Source organism: Haloarcula rubra (genome assembly GCF_019599465.1).
GTDB classification, from domain to species: domain Archaea; phylum Halobacteriota; class Halobacteria; order Halobacteriales; family Haloarculaceae; genus Haloarcula; species Haloarcula rubra.
Window position 1 is genome coordinate 493,342 of sequence record NZ_RKLR01000002.1, and the last position, 19,448, is coordinate 512,789.

Consider the following 19,448-nt stretch of genomic DNA (forward strand, 5'->3'; position numbering starts at 1 on the left):
CATCACGGTACTTCGTCTCGATAGGTCATGCCAGACGTACTGATTGCCGACGATTCGGAGTTTATGCGCAACCTCCTCCGGGAGATTCTCGAGGAGGACCACACTATCGTCGGGGAAGTCGAGAACGGCGTGGAGGCCGTCGAAGTGTACAAAGAAGAGACGCCGGACCTCGTGATGATGGACATCGTGATGCCCATCCGGGACGGTATCGAGGCGACCGACGAGATAAAGTCCAGTAACCCTGACGCGAACGTCATCATGTGTACGAGCGTCGGTCAGGAGGAGAAGATGAAAGAGGCGGTCAAGGCGGGTGCGGACGGGTACATCACGAAACCGTTCCAGAAGCCGAGCGTCATCGAGGCCATCGAGGACGTCGTCCCGTCATAGATGAACGTCGACATCCAGTCGCTCGGCACGTTCAACCAACTCGCACACGAGGGGGCCCAGCAGGCCACACAGTCGCTGGCACAGATGACGGGCATCGACGCCGTCGTCGACGTGACCAAAATTACGCTGCTGGACCGGGCCGACGTCGGCGACGACCTCACCGGGGCGGAGTTCGTCGGTGTCCAGTTCGGGTTCGAGGGGGCACTCGAGGGGGAGACGGTCCTCGTCTTCGACCGGGACTCGGCCGACACTATCGCCGACTCACTGATGCCGGGGGCGAGCGACGACCCCGCGATGGCCCAGAGCAGCGTCGAGGAGATAGGCAACATCATGATGAGCGGGTTCATCGACGGGTGGGCCGACTACCTCGACTCCACCATCGACCACTCGCCGCCCGAGTACATCGAGCGGTCGGGTGCCGACGTGTTGCCCGACGCCCCAGAACCCGACGAGCACCAGCAGGTGTTCGTCTTCAAGTCGGAGATAGAGTGGGTCGGCGAGTCGGTCAACTTCTACATCTACATGCTCCCCGAGTACGACCCGCTCGCGGAGATGATGATGGAACACGGCGACACCGACGGCGACGCCATCCCCATCGACAAACTCCAGACGTTCAACGAGATGACGACGAGCGGCACCCAACAGGCCGCCGGCAACGTCGAGATGATGACGGGCATCCCGACGACGGCGGAGGTGACCGAGATCAGCTTCGCGCCCATCGAGGACGTCCCGAAGCAGATCGGGACCGACACCTACGTCGGGACGGTGGTCGAGTTCACCGGCACCCCCAGCGGCTACCTGATGGTGCTGTTCGACGAAGTCTCGGCGGTCAACGTCGCCGAGGCGATGATGCCCGTCGAAGTCGAGGGCGACGGCGTGACCGACCAGCACAAGGCTGCCATCGAGGAACTCGGCAACATCATGACCAGCGGGTTCGTCGACGGGTGGGCGAACGTCCTCCAGACGTCGGTCGACCACACGCCGCCGCGACTGGTCCACGACATGGGGCGGTCCATCGTCGACCCCCTCGCGGCACAGGTCGGCCAGCATCAGGAACACGCGTTCATCATCAACTCGACGATGCGGACCGACGACATCGAGTTCAACGCCGAGATACACGCGCTGCCGAACGAGAAGGAACTGCGAGAAGCGCTCGAAGACCTAGACGTAGAGCGCGCCGACGAGACCGACGCGGACGTCGAACAGATATTCGAATAATGAAAGTGTACGACGGCAGCCAGACGGAGCGTGCCCAACAGAGCGAACCAGAGCGTATCAAAGTCGGTATCGCCGAGTATCGGGTGACCACCGACGAGGCCGTCCTGACGACCAGTGGACTGGGCTCCTGTATCGGCGTCGGCATCTACGACGAGGTGTCGGGTGCCGCCGGACTCGTCCACGTCATGCTGCCGACGGCGGAGGACGTCGAAGGCGGGAACCGGGCGAAGTTCGCCGACACGGGGGTCGCGGCCCTCGTCGAGGCGCTAGAAGCCGAGGGTGCCTCGCGTGACGGCATGCGCGCGAAGATAGCCGGTGGGAGCGACATGCTCGACTTCTCCGAGAACGGCCCCTCTATCGGCTCTCGGAACGCCGACCAGGTCAAGGAGACGCTAGCGGCGTTCGACATCCCGGTGCTCGGCGAAGACGTCGGCGGGGACCACGGTCGCTCGCTCAGACTGGAGTCCGACACCGGCGACTTCGTGGTCAAGAGCGCGAACACCGAGTCGACGACGCTTTGATTTCGCCGTCCGATAACTGGGGTCGCCCCAGTATCGGTGACGATGTCTGACGCCCGTCTGCCGGAAACGCGCCCGTCAGCCGCTTTCGCGGCCAATCTCCACTCGAAGCGTTCCTCCCGATAAAAATGCACTAATCTGAACAAGGAATTTAAACCATAAAAGTCGGAAATAGTGTTTTTATTATCAACGATGATAGGCTAGACGGAATATTCAAGGGCGTTTGCGGCAATTAACTGGCTAATGAGTAGTCTCGCTCTCCTGCCGACGCTGCAGGCACTGGCCCCGGACGTGGTCGCACTCGTGCCCGCGTTGCTGGTGCTCCTCTCCGGGGGCCTCGTCGGTATGAGCATCAAGAACATGTTCGACTCCATCATGTCGGACGACGAGAGCGACGACGACGGCGACGACGAGATGGCCGACGGCGGTGGACTGATGGCCGAGGAGGGCGGCGGGGGCGACGACCTCGGCGGCCTCGGCGGTCTCGACGACGGCGGCGACGACATGGGCGGGTTCGGTGACGACGAGTTCGGGGACATGGAGGACGCGACTGGCCCCGACACCGACGAACTGGAACACCGCATCGACGAACTGGAGAACGAGGTCGGCAGTCTCTCCTCGACGGTCAACACTGTCCGCACGGAGAACGAGTCCATCTCCGAGTCGGTCGACGAGGTCCAGGAGAACGTCCGCAAACTGCTGGACATCTACGAGATGGTCACGCGCGGGGTCAACCCCTTCGCGGACGACGTCGACGCCGGGATGGGCGGCGGCATGGGCGGTGGTGGCTCCTTCGGTCTGTTCGACGACGACGGTGGTGGCGACGAGGAGGAGGACATCGACGACGACGTCGCCACCGCGGACGCGGAGGGCTTCTTCGACGAGGACCTCGTCGAGGACGACGGCGGCAGTATGTCGATGGACGACGGCGACGACATGTTCGCCGACGACGACTTCGGCGGCGGCGACTTCGAGGACGACGGCGGGTCGTTCGACGAGGGGTTCGACGACTTCGAGGAGGACGACGACATGAGCATGGACGACGGACTCGACGTGGACGAGGGGGGTACCGACGACGGTGACGACGGTGAGGGTGGCAAGTCCTTCGCCGAACTGAAAGACGAGTACGAGTCCGGCGACGCCGACTGGGCCGAGGGCGAGGAGTCTGCCGACGAGGCGGCGATGGAGGCGGGCGACGAGATGCTGGACGACGACGAGGACCTCTCTGCGGACGACGACCTGTTGGAGGACGACGACGGTGGCCTCGAGAACGACGACCTGTTCGACGAGGTCATCGAGGACGACGCGATGGACGACGCCCCGGAGGCAGTCGAACCGGACCCGGAACCCGAAGTCACGTCCGACCCGGACCCTGAGCTGGAGCCCGAACCCGGCGCCACGCCGGACCCAGACCCGGAGCAGGCGCCGGACCCGGAACCCGAAGTCACGCCCGACTCGGAGCCAGAACCGGACCCCGAACCGACGACCGAGGCGGACCCCGACGCCGACAGCGACGGCGGCAAACCGTACCTCCAGACGATGCCAGAGGGGTTCGCGGCGGACCTCATCGTCGTCGAGTGGCTGGAGTTCCTCGTCAGTCGGGCCGGTTACCGCGAGGCGTCCCGTGCGATAGACTACTACGAGACCATCGGCTGGATAGACGCGTCCGTCGCCGACAGCCTCACGGAGTACCTCCGCGGGTTCGACGACGTGGACGACACCGGCAGTGGTCTCACCATCGACCACCACACCGAGAGCCTCCGCTACATCTCGCAACTGGACGACGACAGCGGGGCCGACGCCGTCGCGCTCTCGAAACTCGTCGGGGGTGGTGCCGATGGGCTTCAGCGTTAGTGGCTCGGCGGCCCTCGTCTTCGTCGCCATGTTCATCGGCTTCGGGATGTTCTACTCGGCGACCGCCAACGGCTTCGAGAACGTCAACGACGCCCGCGACGCACAGGCCGACCGGACGCTCGAACAGCAGAACACCGCCATCGACGTGACCGACGTGACCTACAACACGACGGCCGACTCGCTGAACGTCACCGTCGTCAACACGGGGTCGACCGACCTGACCGTCGCCGACGTGGACTTGCTGGCGGACAACGTGTACCTCACCGGCTACCGGACCGCCGTCGACGGCGACGAGACGACGGACATCTGGCTCCCCGAGGAACGACTCGTCGTCAACGCCACGGGGCTGACGACGGACCCCGGCCGGGTGAAGGTGGTCACCGGCCCCGGCGTCTCGGCCGTCGAGACGACGCAGGTGGTGAGCTAGATGGCGAGCGTCTCCGTCTCTCACCTCATCATCTTCATCGCGTCGATGATGATAGCGGCGAGCGTCGCCGGCGTGTTCACCGACAGCATCGGCCAGTTGAGCAACGCCGTCTCCGAACAGGGACTGGACGTCAGTAGCGACGTCCGGACCGACGTCGAGATCATCTCCGACAGCGGGAGCGACGCCGTCTACGACAGTAACGGCGACGAGAACGTCACGCTCCACGTCAAGAACACCGGGTCCGAACCACTCGGGGCCGACCCCGGACAGATGGACCTGTTCCTCGACGGGCAGTTCGTCTCGAACTTCGGGGTGACGCTGCTCGACAGCGGGAGCGTCTGGCGACCCGGGACGGTGGTCCGGGTCGAGATAGCGACGTCCGGCCTGTCGGCGGGCGACCACCGCGTCAAGGTCATCGTCAACGGCGACGAGGAGGTGTTCAGGTTCCGAGTATGAGTCTCGCAAGCACCGACCTGTTCTCGCTGGGACTGGACGACCACGACCGACTGAACAAGGAACTGGGCGGGGGCATCCCGCCGGGCAGCATCATCCTCGTCGAGGGCGACTACGGGGCCGGCAAGTCGGCGATGAGCCAGCGGTTCACCTACGGCCTCTGCGAGGAGGGCCACGACGTGACGTACCTCTCGACGGAACTCACCGTCGGGAGCTTCCTCGACCAGATGCACTCCCTGTCGTACGACATGGTCGACCACATCCTAGACGAGGACGTCCTGTTCTTGCACGCCGACATCGGGGACTCGAACACGTTCTCGGGCGGCGAGGAGGAACAGGACCGCAAGGAACTGCTCCGCCGCCTGATGGAGGCGGAGGTGATGTGGGACGCCGACGTCGTCGTCATCGACACGTTCGACGCCATCCTCCGGAACGACCCGAAGTTCGAGGCGCTGGTTCGCCAGAACGACGAGCGACAGGCGGCGCTGGAGATAATCTCCTTCTTCAGGGACATCATCTCACAGGGGAAGTGCATCATGCTCACCGTCGACCCGTCGACGCTGGACGAGGAGGCCATCGGGCCGTTCCGCGCCATCGCCGACGTGTTCATCGAACTGGAGATGATAGAGGTCGGCAACGACGTACGCCGGCAGATAAACGTCCTGCGTTTCGCCGGCATGGGAGAACAGGTCGGTGACACCGTCGGGTTCTCGGTGCGGTCGGGGACCGGCATCGTCATCGAATCGCGGAGCGTCGCATAGGAGGTGACCTAAGATATGACAGACCACGGACGCGCGAAACCCTCGGACGAACTGCGACAGATTGCCGCCCGTCGCCCCCACCTGCGGGACCACCTCAAGAAGTTCAAACAGATCACCGGGGAGTTCCCGATGCTCATCGACGAGGCCGACGGTGAGTTCGAGTCCGACCGCCCGAACGTCCTCTACCCCGTCGGTGGTCCAATCTTCTGTCACGTCTACGGCGACGTCGGACAGGACACGAAGTACTACGCCATCGAACCGGAACTGGACCAGGAGGAACAGGCTGTCTTCGGGAAGGTCCGAAACCGACTCCTCCAGAAGAGCGTCAACAAACCCGCACCCGAGGACGAGGCGGAGTACGACGACCGAATCGAGGAGTTGTTGCAGGAGACCACGCGCGTCCGCGACGAGGACACCGACAGCGGCGTCCTCACTCGCCTGTCGAACCTCACCGACGTCGGCAGCGTCGAGGTCACCCAGTCCACGTACGAGAACATCCTCTACCGCCTCAACCGGGACATCGTCGGTCTCGGACCGCTCGAACCGGTGATGCGCGACCCGGCCAACGAGGACATCCACGTCATCGGCCGGAGCGAGTGTCACGTCGACCACGGGGTCTACGGGATGCTGGAGACGACAGTCGAGTGGCAGAGCGAGGAGGCGTTCGACCAGTGGCTTCGGAACATGGGCGAACGGATGGGCGACCCCGTCTCGGACTCGGACCCCATCGTCGACTCGACGCTCCCGGACGGGTCGCGACTGAACCTCATCTACTCCGACGACGTGAGCCTGAAAGGGCCCTCGCTCACCATCCGGCAGGGCGACGAGATTCCCCTCTCGGTGTTCCAGATTACGAAGTGGATGACCCTCTCGCCGGAACTGGCCGCGTACCTCTGGCTCTGTCTGGAGAACGAACAGACGGTGTTCGTCGTCGGCGAGACGGCCTCGGGCAAGACGACGACGCTGAACGCCATCACCTCGTTCATCCCCGACGACGCGAAGATATACACCGCCGAGGACACCGCAGAGGTGCTCCCGCCGCACAACACGTGGCAGCAACTGCTCACCCGCGAGGGCGAGGACGAGGGGACCAGCATCGACATGTTCGACCTCGTGGCGGCCGCACTCCGGTCCCGTCCCGACTACATCATCGTGGGCGAGGTCCGTGGCGAAGAGGGTCGGATGGCGTTCCAGGCGGCCCAGACCGGCCACCCGGTGATGCTGACCTTCCACGCCAGCGACATCGTCTCGATGATTCAGCGCTTTACCGGCGAACCCATCAACGTCCCCGAGACGTTCATGGACGTCGCCGACGTGGCCCTGTTCCAGAACCGCGTCAAGCAGGGCGACAAGGTCCTGCGCCGGGTCACGAGCGTCCAGGAGATAGAGGGCTACTCCAAGGAGATGGACGGCGTCGTCACCCGGCAGGTGTTCAACTGGGACCCCGTCGAGGACGAAATCGTCTTCCAGGGGATGAACAACTCCTACGTCCTCGAAGAGCAGATTGCGACGCTGCTGGGGTACGAGGACACCCGCGACATCTACGACGACCTGCAGTTCCGGGCGAACCTCATCGAACGCGCCATGCAGGAAGGCATCCTCGGCTACCACGAGGTCAACGACTTCATCTCCGACTTCCAGCGTGACGGCGTCGAGGGCATCCCGTTCAACGTCTCCAGGCCCAACTGACGATGGCCCAGAGCGAAGCCGAGACCGGCATCGACCTCACCATCACCGAGACTATCCAGAGTCTCGTCGAGTCGTACCGCCAGATGACGATTCCGCTGGAGCGGTACCTCTTCTTCATCCTGCTTCCGTCGGTCGCCTTCTTCGTTCTCTCGACTGTCGGTGCACTCCTACTCGACCTCCCGATGGCCGTCCGTGCACCCATCCCACTGCTGGGCTTTCTCGCGATGGTGTCGGCCGTCTTCTACCCGAAGATTCTGCTGAGTCAGCGCAAGCGCGAACTCAACAACCGCTTTCACCTCCTCATCACCCACATGACGGTGCTGGCGACGACGAAGATAGACCGCATGGAGGTGTTCCGCACGCTCGCACAGGAGGAGGAGTACGGGGAACTCGCCATGGAGATGCACCGCATCGTCCAGTTGGTCGACACGTGGAACCAGAGCCTGGACGACGCCTGCCGACGCCGCGCCAAGGAAGTGCCCAGCGACGCCTTCTCGGATTTCCTCGACCGGCTGGCCTACACGCTCGGGGCCGGTCAGTCGCTGGAGGACTACCTGCTCTCCGAACAGGAGCAGATCATCCAGCACTACACCACGGTCTACCGGAGTTCGCTGGACAGTCTGGAGGTCATGAAGGACCTCTACCTCTCGATGATTCTCTCGATGACGTTCGCGCTGGTGTTCGCCGTCGTCCTCCCCGTCCTCACGGGGACGAACCCGACGATGACCGTCAGCGCCGTCATCGTGATGTTCATCTTCGTCCAGTCGGGCTTCTTCCTCGCCATCCGCTCGATGGCGCCCTACGACCCGGTGTGGTTCCATCCGGAGGAGTACCCCTCGCCCATCGAGGAGCGGCTGGACAAGTCGATGTACGTCGGCGTCGGCCTCTCGGCACTGCTCGCGTTCGTCACGGTCGGCGGGTTGTTCGGCGTCTCGCCCGTTACGCTGAACGACCTGCTGTTCTTCCTCGACTCGGTGCCGTTGCCGTTCTACGCCGTCGTCCCGATCACCCCGATGCTCGTCCCCGGCATCGTCTTCCGGCAGGAAGAACAGCGCGTGAAGGCCCGCGACGACGAGTTCCCCAGTTTCATCCGCGCGCTGGGGGCCACCGAAGGGGCGAAACAGTCGACGACGGGGATGGTGCTCCGGACCCTCCGGAAGAAGGACTTCGGGCCGCTGACCCACAACATCGACGACCTGTACAAACGCCTGAACATGCGCATCGAACCGACGGCGGCGTGGCGCTTCTTCACCGCCGACTGTCGCTCGTACCTCATCCAGACGTTCTCCGAGATGTACCTCATCGGTCGGGAGATGGGTGGGTCGCCGAAGCAACTGGGCGAACTCATCGCCGCCAACATGAATCAGGTCCTCCAGCTGCGCCAGAAGCGCAAACAGGCGACGACGACGCTCGTCGGATTGCTGTACGGGATTACGGCCGCGTCCACCTTCGCCTTCTTCATCGGTCTGCAGGTCGTCAACATCCTCGCCCAGATGTCGCTGGACCTGAACGCCGGGAGCCGACTCGACGTGAACTCCCTCATCAACACCGGCGTCTACAACATCCCGCTCATCGAGTTCCTGCTGGTCGTCATCATCATGTTCTCGGCGATGCTGTCGGCGCTGATGATTCGGACCGTCGATGGCGGCCACAAGGCCAACACCTACATGCACTTCGTCGTCCTCTCGTGGATCGGTGCCATCACCGGGACGTTCACGAAGTGGCTGGTGACGCAGTTCCTCGCTATCTAGCGACCACTTTTTGCACCGTCGCGAGCGCGGCGGTGGCGCGCTCGCTCGGGCAAAAACGTGGGGGAAAATCGCGGCATCGCCTCCCGTCGCGCCTTCGGCGCGGTGGTCGGCTCGCCGCGGTCGAACCGGCGGCTGCGCCGCCGGATGCTCACGCTGGGCGGCCTGCCTTTCCCCGTCTTCGCTCGGGACCGGTACGCCGGTCCACTCGTTCACGGCCGACTGGCCCGGTATCGACAGTCCCGTCGCTCACGGACGCAGCGAAAGAAAAACCGTGATTGTGGATTCCGCTCAGTCGTCTGCGGGCGCGCCGCTGCCCTCTTCGTGCTGCTGTTTCGTGTGCGAGAGCTTGCCACCGGCGGCGAGGATCTCGCGCTCGCGCGGGGAGGCGTCGAGGTAGCCGGTCGCTTCCCAGTCGTCGTTGACGCGGATCGTGAACTCCTCGTCGCCGGAGCGGACGGCCTCGGCGGTGTCGTCGACGATCTTGACGTCGTCGCCCTGCTCGATGCGCTCGTAGGTCTCCTCGTCGATCGTGAGCGGGACGATCCCGAAGTTGAAGAGGTTCGCCTTGTGGATGCGGGCGAAGCTCTGTGCGAGGACGGTCTCGATACCGAGGTACATCGGGCACAGCGCCGCGTGCTCACGCGAGGAACCCTGCCCGTAGTTCTCGCCGGCGACGAGGACGCCGCCGTCGGCTTCCAGCGCGCGCTCGGCGAACGTGTCGTCGACGCGCGAGAGCGTGAACTCCGAGAGCTTCGGGACGTTCGACCGGTACATCAGGATGTCCTGCGTGGCCGGGATGATGTGGTCCGTGGTGATGTTGTCCTCCATCTTGAGGAGGGCCTCACCGCCGACGTCGGCCTCGAGCGGGTCCTTCAGCGGGACGTCGCCGATGTTCGGGCCCTTGATGAGGTCGTCGTCGACGGCCTCGTCGGGAGCGATGAGGTCCGACTCGGAGTTGCCGATGTACTCGTCGGGCATCTCCAGACCCGGCGCTTCGAGGTCGCCGAGTTCGTCGGCGAGGTCGCGCGGGTCCACGATTTCGCCCTTGATGGCCGCCGCGGTGGCGACCTCCGGCGAGCAGAGGTAGACGTTGTCGTCCTCGATACCGGAGCGACCCTCGAAGTTGCGGTTGAAGGTCCGCAGGGAGACCGAATCCGAAGCCGGGACGTGGCCGATGCCGATACAGGCACCACACGTCGCCTCGGAGAAGTTGACGCCGGCGGCCATCATCTCCGCGGTCCAGCCCTGTCGGGCCAGCATCTCGGAGGCCTGCTTCGACCCGGGAGCGACGATCATCTCGGTCTTCTTGTCGATGTTACGCCCTTCGAGCATCTTCGCCGAGGGCAGGATGTCCTCGTAGGCACCGTTCGTACAGGAGCCGATGATGACCTGCTCGACGTCGACGCCCTCGACCTCGCGGACGGGGACGACGTTGTCCGGCATGGAGGGCTCGGCGATGAGCGGTTCGAGGTCCGAGAGGTCGACGACGATCTCGTCGTCGTACTCGGCGTCCTCGTCGGGGCCGATGTCCACGAACTCGTCCTCGCGGCCGAGGCGTTCGAGGTAGTCCTCCGTCTGCTCGTCCGTCGGGAAGATGGAGGAGGTGGCACCCAGTTCGGTGCCCATGTTGGTGATGGTCGTCCGCTCGGGGACGGTCAGCGTCTCGACGCCGGGGCCGGTGTATTCCAGCACCTTGCCGACGCCGCCCTTGACCGACAGGCGGCGGAGCAGCTCCAAGATGACGTCCTTGGCGGTGGCCCACTCGGGCAGTTCGCCTTCGAGACGCACGTTGACGACTTCGGGCATGTCGATGTAGTAGGCGCCGCCACCCATCGCGACGGCGACGTCCAGCCCACCGGACCCGATAGCGAGTTCGCCGAGGCCGCCGGGGGTCGGGGTGTGGGAGTCCGAGCCGAGCATCGTCTTGCCGGGCGCGGCGAAGTTCTCCTTGTGGACGTTGTGACAGATACCGTTGCCGGGGCGCGAGAAGTGCGCGCCGAAGGTCCCTGCCGCCGAGCGCAGGAAGCGGTGGTCGTCCGTGTTCTTGAAGTCGAACTGGTAGGTCTGGTGGTCACAGTACTGGGCGGCCAGCTCCGTCTGGACCTCTTCGAGGCCCAGCGCCTCGAACTGCAGCCAGACGAGTGTCCCCGTCGTGTCCTGTGTGAGTACCTGGTCGATCTCGATACCGATCTCCTCTCCGGGTGTCAGCTCCCCTTCGACGAGGTGGTCGTCGAGAATCTTTTCCGTGAGCGTCTGTCCCATAACGTCCCCATGTCGATTGCCAGCGCGTATAAATCCCGCGTATTCCGCCCTATTTTTCATCGACCGCTACCGGCGTCGGTCGATTTGCTGCGGCGGGCAAACAGCAGCGTTTTCGCCGTGGGGGTCGACCCACCGTCATGTTCAAGAGTGGCGCGTTCGTCGCCGACAGGCTCGGCGACGTGCGGGAGGCACAGGTCCAGCCGAACGGCGTCGACCTGACGCTGGGTGCGGTGTACGAGCAAGTGGAACCCGGGCGTATCGAACGAGACGGCAAGACCGTCGGCAAGCGTCGCGAACTCGACCCGGAAGACGGCGTCTACTCGCTGGAGCGAGGCGGCTACGTCGTCGAGTACGCCGACCGGGTGGTCGTCCCGGAGGGACACGTCGGCTTCCTGTACCCCCGGTCCTCGCTGCTCCGGAACTCCTGTATGCTGGATACGGCCGTCTGGGACGCGGGCTACGAGGGCCGTGGCGAGGGGCTCTTGGAGGTCCACCACCCCGTCGAACTGGAGCGCGGCGCCCGCATCGCCCAACTGGTCCTCGCGGAGGCGGCCCACGAGGGGACCTACGAGGGGAGCTACCAGCGCGAGAACCTCGACTGAGCGTCGTCGGTACCGGACCGACCTGCGCCGGCGTCCGGATACGGTAGGTGGTGCGGATATGCCGGACTCGACGGGCATATTTAAGTAATACTACGGAGTAATACTCACTGGTGTCTCGGACCGCCGGGCCACGCCTCTGACAGCACGTTCCCTCGGTCCACCCGGACACCGGTTTTCTGTCGGACGGTCGTCTGCCTGAGTTTTATGTCGCCGCCGCCCGGACGTGAGGACATGATTGTGGAATTTCACGTAGAGACAGGGTTCCTTCGTGACGTCGGCAGGTCGGCCGACGACGGAGTCACGATGCAACATCTCCAGTGTACCGAGGACGGGTGTCGGGCCGTGGTCTGGGTCGGCACGGACGAGAAGAGCAGCGTCGACGCGACGCTGGTCCGCGACGACAGCGTCGCCAGAGCGGTCCACGTCGGACCGGAGGCCGGGGGTCACTGGTACGTCGTTCACACGACGAACGCGCCGCTGAACACTGTCGGTGACGGGTTGCTGCGTACCGACGGCGTGTTCGTCCGTTCGACGTTCGACGACGACGGCTGGGCGGTCCGCGGCCGGTTCCCCGACCGCAGTGCCGTCCTCACGTTCCGCGAACACGTCGTCGCGGAGAACCTCGACGTCGACGTCCGTTCGATGGTCGAGGACGACGCCGACGAAGCGACGGAGACGTTCGGCGTCACCGGCCCGCAACGGGAGGTGCTCTTGCTCGCGCTCGAATCGGGGTACTTCACCGTCCCGCGGGACGCGTCGCTCTCGGACCTGGCCAGCGTCCTCGACATCTCCAGTCAGGCGGCCTCCGAGCGACTGCGACGCGGGACGGGGACGCTCGTCGAGCAGACGCTCGCGGCACCGGACCGCCACCAGCTCGGACTCCCGAACAACTGAGACGCACCGTGGCGTCTCGTCGTCGGGCCGGTTGTTTCACGTTCTGAAACCACGCATAGCTGGTTATACCCTTCGACGGGATAGGTGTGACCATGAAATCGGACGACGGAACAGTGTACATGATACGGGGCGGGGCCGCCGGTGAGGGCAGCGACGAGTGGGTCAGCCCCGAACCTGCGGCCGACGTCATCGTCGACGCCGTCGTCGCGGCGACGGACCTCGACCGTGACGACGTCGACGCTATCGAGTCGTACGTCGACGCCGCCGACCTCCGAGCGGTGGTCGGCGACGGTGACCGCGAGCGAATCAGCTTCGAGGTAGCGGGCCACGAGGTGACCGTGACGGCCGACGGGGACGTCACCGTGGCCTGACGGGCGATACCACTTTGCCGGCCGCCGACGTTGGCCGCGACATGGTACGCGTCGCACTCATCGCCCACGACGACGAGAAGCCCGAGATGATAGACTTCGTGACGGCGTACGAGGGCATCCTCTCGGAGTTCGACCTCGTCAGCACGGGCACGACCGGGAAACGAATCATGGAGGAGACGACTCTCGACGTCGACCGGAAGCAGAGCGGTCCCCTCGGCGGCGACACGCAAATCGGCGCGCTGGTGGCCGAAGACGAGATGGACGCCATCGTCTTCCTCCGGGACCCACTGACCGCACAGCCACACGAACCGGACATCTCTGCGCTCTTGCGAATCTGTGACGTCCACGACGTGCCGATGGCGACGACCCGAACCTCCGCCGAGTACGTCGTAGAGGGTGTCGCCGCCGACGCCGAGGCGGAGTGACGCCGTCAGTCGGCGTACTCCGGCCGCTCCGCGTACGGTATCGGGTCGCGCTCGCCGACCCGCTGGAACGCTTCTAGACGGAAGGCGCAGGCGTCACAGGTGCCACACGCCGGTTCGTCGCTCCGGTAACAGGACCACGTGTCGGCGTAGGGGACCCCCAGTTCGAGTCCGCGCTCGGCGATGTCCGTCTTCGAGTCCTCGACGAACGGGGCCTCGATGCCGATGTCCGTCTCGGGTTTGGTCCCCACGTCGACCACCCGCTCGAACGCCTCGAAGAACGCCGGGCGGCAGTCGGGATACCCAGAGAAGTCCTCGCTGTGGGCGCCGACGAACACCGCCCCGCAGTCGTTGGTTTCGGCGTAGGAGACGGCCATCGACAGCAGATTCGCGTTCCGGAACGGGACGTAGGAACTCGGAATCTCGTCGCTCTCCGTGTCGGCGTCGGCGACGGCCATCTCGTCGTCGGTGAGCGACGACCCGCCTATCTGCTGGAGGTGGCTCGTCTCGACGTGACAGAAGTCGGCCGCGTCGACGTGGTCGGCCAGCGCTCGCGCGCACTCGAACTCGCGTTGCTCGGTGTTCTGGCCGTAACTGGTGTGGAGCAGGTACAGGTCGTCGTACCCGCGGGACTGTGCTTCGTAGGCCGCCGTGGCGCTGTCCATCCCGCCGGAGGCGAGGACGACGGCGCGGTCGTCGTGTGTCATCTTGGTAGAGTCTCAGGTGCCCGGCGCGTCGTTCCAGAGGTCGACGTGCAGGCGCGGTGTGTACCGGTAGCCGTACTCTATGGCGAGGTCGGCGACGACCCCGCGGGTCGCTTCGAGTTCGTCTCGGGTCTGGCCCTCCGGCATCAGAAGGACGCGGTCGTCGGGGACGGCGGCGTCGGCCGCCTCGCGCACGCGTGAGACGAGACTCTCTATCTCGGCCACGTCCTCCGGGCCGGTGACGACGAACTTCAGTTGCGTCTCGTAGCTCTCGACCAGTTCCGACAGCGTCGGCACGTCGAGTCGCCGGTCCTCGTGACGGTCGGCCCACTCGCCGTCGCCCTTCGGGTCCCGGTCGGCGGTGGGCGTACTGGAGGCGAGTTTCGGGCTGACGCTCGCGAGGTCGATCGGGGCGTCCCGATAGATGGTCCCGTTCGTCTCGACGGTGGTGTGGTACCCCCGGTCGTGCAGTTCGTCCAGCAGGTCGACGCTGGCCTCGTGAACCAGCGGTTCGCCGCCGGTCAGGACGACGTGGTCGGCGTCGTACCCCTCGACGGCGGCCACCACGTCCTCGACGCTGTACCAGTCGCCGGTCGGTTCCCACGAGGTGTGGTACGAATCACAGAACCAGCACCGGAGGTTACAGCCGCTGGTACGGACGAACACGGAGGGGACGCCCGCGAGACGGCCCTCGCCCTGCAACGAGCAGAACAGTTCGTTGACGGGCAGGTCGCCCGCCGAACCGGAGCGGTCGACGGCCTCGTCTACGCCGTCGGCGTCGTCGGCGACCGGCATCAGCGGGTACGGAGTTCGCTCGTCTCCCGGACCGACACCGAGACGTCGGAGACGGTGTCCGGGAGGCGGTCGGTCAGACGCGACTCGAGGACGACGGCCATCACTTCGGCCGTCGGCGGGTGGTCCAACACGACGAGGGCGTCGCCGTCGCCGCTGGCCTCGAACGCCTCGACGAGGGGGTCCCCTCGTTCGACGAGGAACCGGTGGTCCCACTCGTCGACGACGCCGGTCACGTCGCCCTTGTCGACGACCCACCCCTCGTCGGTGAGGGTACCGGTGACGCGGACCGTCACCTCGTAGTTGTGGCCGTGGGGGCGCGAACACTTCCCGTCGTGGTGCATGAGCCGATGCCCGGCCGAGATGCGGATGGGCCGGTCGCCGCCGACGACGAGCTCCCGCTCGCCGGTCGTCGCGACCGGGTCCTCGACGGACGATATTCGCTGAGTCATACTCCGTGATTACCGAGGTCGGAGATAAACCCCTCGGACCGTGGCCAGACACCGTGTGTGGTGCGCACCCGCCGCAAACGATAGGTCGGTGCAGTCCTCAGGGAGGGGTGTGACACGACGAGCGGTCGAAGACGGGTTCGAGACGTACCTCTCGGACCTCGTCGACGAGACGTACGCGGCGTTCGACGTGGCCGCCGTCCTGCGTGGGTCACGCAGCGGCGGCAGTCGCGCCGCGAGCAAACTCCTGAAGAACAGCGACCCCCTCGAACGCCACGTCGTCCGGCCGAAACTCCGCGAGTACCAGCGGACCATCCTCCACCAGTTCGACCCGGTGCTGGACTACGCGGCCGACACCGAGGCGTCGTTCGAGGCGTACGAAGACGAGGTACTGGCCCGGGACCTGTACTGGAACGCGCTTCGGCCGTCGGTCCGGGGCGAGCGACGCGACGCCATCCGCCGGCGACTGCTGGACCGCCAGCGGGCGTTCGGGGACGCCCTCGTCCCCCTCGTCGCCGCCGACAGCGACGACTTCTGGGCGGCCGTCGTCGAGGCCTACGACTACGACGAGGCCGTCGACGTCGTCGAGGAACACTTCGAGTTCAGTACGCCGCTTCGGGACGAACGGGACGCCTTCGCGTTCGAGTTGGAGATAGACCCCGGTGAGGTGCTGGGCGGACTCGCACGGGCGCTGCCGTCGCTGACCGTGGAGTTCACCGACGAGGCCGTCCGGTCGATGCGCCGCGCCGAACAGCGCGTCATCCCGCAGGCCAAAGCCGACGCTGAACGGGCGTTCGGGGACTGAGTATCGGCGGCGCTCGGAGACGTTGGCAGGTCGGTGCCACGCCGTGGTGGGGTCGGCGCGGCACCAGCGATTGGATTGGTGCACGGGACCGCTCCTGACACGAGAGCGGTCACGTTAGGCTGACTGACGACGGCAGGCATGGGTCGGCCGTGGAAATGGTGTAGACGCCATGTGGGCATGGGGTCTGGCGACCGGCTGGTGGGTGGGAAGCCCGGTCGCCGAAGTCGGCCTGACGGCCCGCCACCGGTACACAGACGTCGCTCCGGTAAATAGTCTACGAAATATGTTACTTTCAAACCGAGTAAGTTCTTTCACCACCGAGGAGGCGAGCTACACGCTATCTACCCGGGAAAAACATATTTCGAATATTGTCTCGTTCGTTATATGACTCCCCTCGCCGCCCGAGCGCGGCACCACGTCAGGTCACCGCGTCGAACGCGCGCGCGACGAGGTCGGGGTCGTACGTCCAGACGCCGCGGTAGTGGTCCTCGTCGGTCGCTTCGGCGACGAGCGCACAGCTCTGACTGTCCCCGCCGGCGTCGAACAGGACGAACCAGTACCGGGCGAGTTCCGTGTCGACGTCCGTGTGGGCCGTCAACGGGGCGTCGTCGAGGTAGCCGTCGGGCGCGCCATCGGGCACGTAGACGTGGACGTCGACGTCGCTGGTCGCCGCGAGGTCACGGTAGAGGGTCGCCTGCGCCTCGAACGCCGCCACCGACTGGAAGCCCACGTAGAGTCGCCCCCGTCCGGTCCGCCACGCCCGGTCCTCTATCTCGCGTGAGGTGGCGAGCAACTGGCGCCGGTCGAGGGTGACGAACACCGTCTGGTCGAGCAGTTCGAACAGGGCGCGATACTCGGCGTCGGCCGAGTCGAGGTCCTCGGGCCGGTTGATGGGCGGGGCGAGAAACACGAGCAGGTCCGACAGCGAGAGCGCACCACGGAACCGGCCGTCGTCCCTGACGACGACGAACGCCTCGGCGCTGATGGTGGGTATCTTCCGGTGCTCGACGCTCAAGTTTCTGGTCGCGAGCGTCTCGGAGAGGTCGCTTCCTGTGTCGTCGGGGGCGTAGACGACGACCCGCTTCCGTTCGGCGGCGACGTCGGCGAGAATCGACCCGAGCGTCATCGACACGGGTGTCGTATCACGAGTCGGGTGTCGGTGCCTGTCCCGTCTCGACGGCCCGCTCGTACTCGGTGGCGAACCTGAGCAGGTCGCAGACGGGGTCGGAGAGCGACGCCAGTCGTACTTCGTCGGTGCTCTCGTCGTAGTCCACGAGGCCGGTGTCGGCCAGCAGCGGGACGTGTGCGTGGACGAGTTCTATCTTCATCTTGGCCCACTCGTCGGGACCCGCCGGCCCGCTGTCCGTGGCCTCCCAGCCGACGAGGACGTCCGTCAGGTCGTCGAGCGAGGCGGTCGATTCCTCCGTCAGTATCGCGAGCAGGCGTCGCCGTTTCTCGTTCGCCAGCGCCTTGAAAAGCTCGTCGGGCGGCGGACCTACCCCCTCGCCATCGAAGTCCCCGGCGTCGAGCGAGAGCGCCGAGTGGCTGTCGTCACCGGGCGTCATGCGTTATCACTAGACTATAACTACGGTTGGTGCATTAATAGTTGTTGCCCAGCTTTTAACTCCGAGTGGTGGTCTCGAAAACGCCACTCTTAGACACTCTATAGCCGGAAAAACTCACCCGCTCGGTGCGGCTCACCCCGGCGCGGTCAGTCGTCGTACGGCCAGTCGCCGGTAATCTTCATCCCTTCCGCGAGGGCCTCGGCTTCGAGTGCCGCGGCTATCGTCTCGGGGTCTGCCCGGTCGTACGACTCCGTGGTGAGCGTGACGGCGAGCTCGGTCAGCAAAATTGCCTGTTCGCGGAGGGTGCGAGGTTCCAGTTTGTCCAGCGTGTCCGCGTGAGTGTGCCCCCAGCCACGGCCCGTTTCGCCCGTCTCGCTCATGACGTGGATTCCGGGGACACCCCACTTGACGAACGGCCAGTGGTCGCTGTGGGGGCTCTGTTCCGGACTCGTCGTCACGGGGTGGTCGAACCGGTCGGCCACCGACTCGGCGGCCTCGCCCAGCGCGTCGAACCCGTGCGTGAAGAACTGGAGGGTACGGCCGCGGACGACGCCGTCTAGGTTCAGTATCGCCCGTATCGATTCGAAGTCGCGCGTCTCGGCCAGTCGACCCGACCCGACGAGTCCGACCTCCTCCGCGCCGAAGGCGACGAACTCGACGCGGCTCTCCAACTCGTCCTTGCGGGCGGCCAGCGCCCGGGCGAGTTCGACGACGGCGGCGGTGCCGGCGCCGTTGTCGCTGGCGCCCTCGGCGATGTCGTGGGCGTCGACGTGACTCGTCACCAGCACCCGCTCCTCGGTGTCCGGGCCGAGTTCGGCGTGGACGTTCTGACTCGTCGCGGCGGGCGTCTCGCAGTCGACGGCGACGGTCACGGCGTCGCCCTCGTAACGGCGGGCCAGTCGTGCACCCGTCTCGTTGGCGACGCCGACGGCGGGTATCTCGCCGATGGGCGCGTCCTCGGTGCCGACGCTTCCGGTGGGCGGGAGCATCCCTTCGACGTGGTTCCGGTAGACGAAGGCGGCCGCCCCGGCCTCGACGGCGTGGTAGTACTTCTCCCGGCGGTGGATGTAGCGCTCGTACCAGTCGGGCACGTCCGACCGGGCCATCGCCACCTTCCCCTCGCAGTCGGCGTCCTCGAAGTCCTCCGGCAGGCCGTACCCCACGTCGACCAGTTCACCGGTGGCCGACCCCGACGGGGAGCGCGGCAGGGCGATGACCTCGCGGTCGGCCGCGGCGACGGTGGCGGTGTCGACGGCGATGCTGCTGTCGCCGCGGACCCACCCCTGCACGTCGAACGGTTCGAGGCGGGCGTCCTCGGCGTACTCGCCCAGCGCGTCCCGTGTTCTCACGGCGGCCTCGCGTTCGCCCTCGCTCCCGGCCATCCGGTCGCCGACGTCGACGAGCGTCTCCAGATGCGACCAGCCGACGTCGCTGGTGAACGTCTCGCCTATCCACTCGCTGTCGGTCATACCCGCTTCTGGGGGCCGGACGCGGTTTAATCCCCGCCCTGCCCCCGCCGTTTTC

Annotated in this window: 21 protein-coding genes; 14 read left to right on the forward strand and 7 right to left on the reverse strand. The window is 65.7% G+C overall.

All coding sequences use genetic code 11. From position 1 onward, the window contains the following. The first annotated feature begins 27 nt into the window (after positions 1 to 27). The 9 genes from cheY to flaJ all read left to right on the forward strand — a co-directional run bounded on the left by cheY (position 28) and on the right by flaJ (position 9,058). A complete protein-coding gene (gene cheY / locus EGH21_RS07275; protein ID WP_220617808.1) occupies positions 28 to 387 on the forward strand; it encodes a chemotaxis protein CheY in 360 nt (119 codons plus the stop codon). Next, positions 388 to 1,605: a chemotaxis protein CheC gene (locus EGH21_RS07280; protein WP_220617809.1), complete on the forward strand. Its 1,218-nt coding sequence runs from the start codon at positions 388 to 390 to the stop codon at positions 1,603 to 1,605. Next, a complete protein-coding gene (locus EGH21_RS07285; RefSeq protein ID WP_220617810.1) occupies positions 1,605 to 2,126 on the forward strand; it encodes a chemotaxis protein CheD in 522 nt (173 codons plus the stop codon). Before EGH21_RS07280 ends, EGH21_RS07285 begins: the two co-directional genes overlap by 1 nt. Before the next feature lie 240 nt (positions 2,127 to 2,366). Further along, positions 2,367 to 3,977: a FlaD/FlaE family flagellar protein gene (locus EGH21_RS07290; RefSeq protein ID WP_220617811.1), complete on the forward strand. Its 1,611-nt coding sequence runs from the start codon at positions 2,367 to 2,369 to the stop codon at positions 3,975 to 3,977. Further along, positions 3,961 to 4,404, forward strand: a complete 444-nt coding sequence (arlF, locus tag EGH21_RS07295; protein ID WP_220617812.1) for an archaellum stator protein ArlF — start codon at positions 3,961 to 3,963, stop codon at positions 4,402 to 4,404. Before EGH21_RS07290 ends, arlF begins: the two co-directional genes overlap by 17 nt. Beyond that, on the forward strand, positions 4,405 to 4,860 hold the full coding sequence (gene arlG / locus EGH21_RS07300) for an archaellum stator protein ArlG (RefSeq protein ID WP_220617813.1): 456 nt from the start codon (positions 4,405 to 4,407) through the stop codon (positions 4,858 to 4,860). It abuts the gene before it with no gap. Continuing rightward, positions 4,857 to 5,618: an archaellum protein ArlH gene (gene arlH / locus EGH21_RS07305; RefSeq protein WP_220617814.1), complete on the forward strand. Its 762-nt coding sequence runs from the start codon at positions 4,857 to 4,859 to the stop codon at positions 5,616 to 5,618. The genes arlG and arlH overlap by 4 nt, the downstream gene beginning before the upstream one ends. A gap of 15 nt (positions 5,619 to 5,633) precedes the next feature. After that, a complete protein-coding gene (locus tag EGH21_RS07310) occupies positions 5,634 to 7,307 on the forward strand; it encodes a type II/IV secretion system ATPase subunit (protein ID WP_220617815.1) in 1,674 nt (557 codons plus the stop codon). A gap of 2 nt (positions 7,308 to 7,309) precedes the next feature. Continuing rightward, positions 7,310 to 9,058, forward strand: coding sequence for an archaellar assembly protein FlaJ (gene flaJ / locus EGH21_RS07315; protein ID WP_220617816.1), 1,749 nt, complete (start codon positions 7,310 to 7,312; stop codon positions 9,056 to 9,058). Positions 9,059 to 9,346: 288 nt separating this feature from the next. Here flaJ and EGH21_RS07320 read toward each other — a convergent pair whose 3' ends face one another. Continuing rightward, complete coding sequence (locus tag EGH21_RS07320; protein ID WP_220617817.1) at positions 9,347 to 11,320, reverse strand: aconitate hydratase; 1,974 nt, start codon at positions 11,318 to 11,320, stop codon at positions 9,347 to 9,349. Between the two features lie 137 nt (positions 11,321 to 11,457). Between EGH21_RS07320 and EGH21_RS07325 the strand changes: the two genes are divergently transcribed. The 4 genes from EGH21_RS07325 (at position 11,458) to EGH21_RS07340 (ending at position 13,612) form a co-directional block, all read left to right on the forward strand. Further along, on the forward strand, positions 11,458 to 11,922 hold the full coding sequence (locus tag EGH21_RS07325; protein WP_220617818.1) for a deoxyuridine 5'-triphosphate nucleotidohydrolase: 465 nt from the start codon (positions 11,458 to 11,460) through the stop codon (positions 11,920 to 11,922). Positions 11,923 to 12,153: 231 nt separating this feature from the next. Next, positions 12,154 to 12,816: a helix-turn-helix domain-containing protein gene (locus EGH21_RS07330; protein WP_220617819.1), complete on the forward strand. Its 663-nt coding sequence runs from the start codon at positions 12,154 to 12,156 to the stop codon at positions 12,814 to 12,816. A 92-nt stretch (positions 12,817 to 12,908) separates the two neighbouring features. Then, the gene (locus EGH21_RS07335) at positions 12,909 to 13,187 is read left to right on the forward strand and encodes a HalOD1 output domain-containing protein (protein WP_220617820.1); all 279 of its coding nucleotides are present in this window, start codon (positions 12,909 to 12,911) and stop codon (positions 13,185 to 13,187) included. Between the two features lie 41 nt (positions 13,188 to 13,228). Next, positions 13,229 to 13,612, forward strand: a complete 384-nt coding sequence (locus EGH21_RS07340) for a methylglyoxal synthase (RefSeq protein ID WP_220617821.1) — start codon at positions 13,229 to 13,231, stop codon at positions 13,610 to 13,612. 5 nt (positions 13,613 to 13,617) lie between these two features. On the opposite strand, the gene queC is transcribed toward EGH21_RS07340, so the two are convergent. From queC to EGH21_RS07355, 3 genes are read right to left on the reverse strand one after another with little or no spacing between them, the layout of a single operon-like run. Then, entirely contained in the window at positions 13,618 to 14,316 is a 699-nt protein-coding gene (queC, locus tag EGH21_RS07345) for a 7-cyano-7-deazaguanine synthase QueC (protein ID WP_220617822.1), read from the reverse strand. A 12-nt stretch (positions 14,317 to 14,328) separates the two neighbouring features. After that, positions 14,329 to 15,108: a 7-carboxy-7-deazaguanine synthase QueE gene (locus tag EGH21_RS07350; protein WP_220617823.1), complete on the reverse strand. Its 780-nt coding sequence runs from the start codon at positions 15,106 to 15,108 to the stop codon at positions 14,329 to 14,331. Beyond that, positions 15,108 to 15,557 carry a 6-pyruvoyl trahydropterin synthase family protein gene (locus tag EGH21_RS07355; RefSeq protein WP_220617824.1) on the reverse strand — a complete coding sequence of 150 codons (450 nt, stop codon included), beginning with the start codon at positions 15,555 to 15,557 and terminating at the stop codon, positions 15,108 to 15,110. The genes EGH21_RS07350 and EGH21_RS07355 overlap by 1 nt, the downstream gene beginning before the upstream one ends. 109 nt (positions 15,558 to 15,666) lie before the next feature. On the opposite strand from EGH21_RS07355, the gene EGH21_RS07360 reads away from it, so the two are divergent. Further along, complete coding sequence (locus EGH21_RS07360) at positions 15,667 to 16,359, forward strand: hypothetical protein (RefSeq protein WP_220617825.1); 693 nt, start codon at positions 15,667 to 15,669, stop codon at positions 16,357 to 16,359. A 418-nt stretch (positions 16,360 to 16,777) separates the two neighbouring features. Here the strand turns inward: EGH21_RS07360 and EGH21_RS07365 are convergent, their stop codons facing one another. The 3 genes from EGH21_RS07365 to EGH21_RS07375 all read right to left on the reverse strand — a co-directional run bounded on the left by EGH21_RS07365 (position 16,778) and on the right by EGH21_RS07375 (position 19,393). Further along, positions 16,778 to 17,485, reverse strand: a complete 708-nt coding sequence (locus EGH21_RS07365; RefSeq protein ID WP_220617826.1) for a DICT sensory domain-containing protein — start codon at positions 17,483 to 17,485, stop codon at positions 16,778 to 16,780. Positions 17,486 to 17,501: 16 nt separating this feature from the next. Continuing rightward, positions 17,502 to 17,924, reverse strand: coding sequence for a DUF7344 domain-containing protein (locus EGH21_RS07370; protein ID WP_220617827.1), 423 nt, complete (start codon positions 17,922 to 17,924; stop codon positions 17,502 to 17,504). Positions 17,925 to 18,070: 146 nt separating this feature from the next. Beyond that, a complete protein-coding gene (locus EGH21_RS07375; RefSeq protein WP_220617828.1) occupies positions 18,071 to 19,393 on the reverse strand; it encodes a M28 family peptidase in 1,323 nt (440 codons plus the stop codon). Positions 19,394 to 19,448 lie beyond the last annotated feature (55 nt).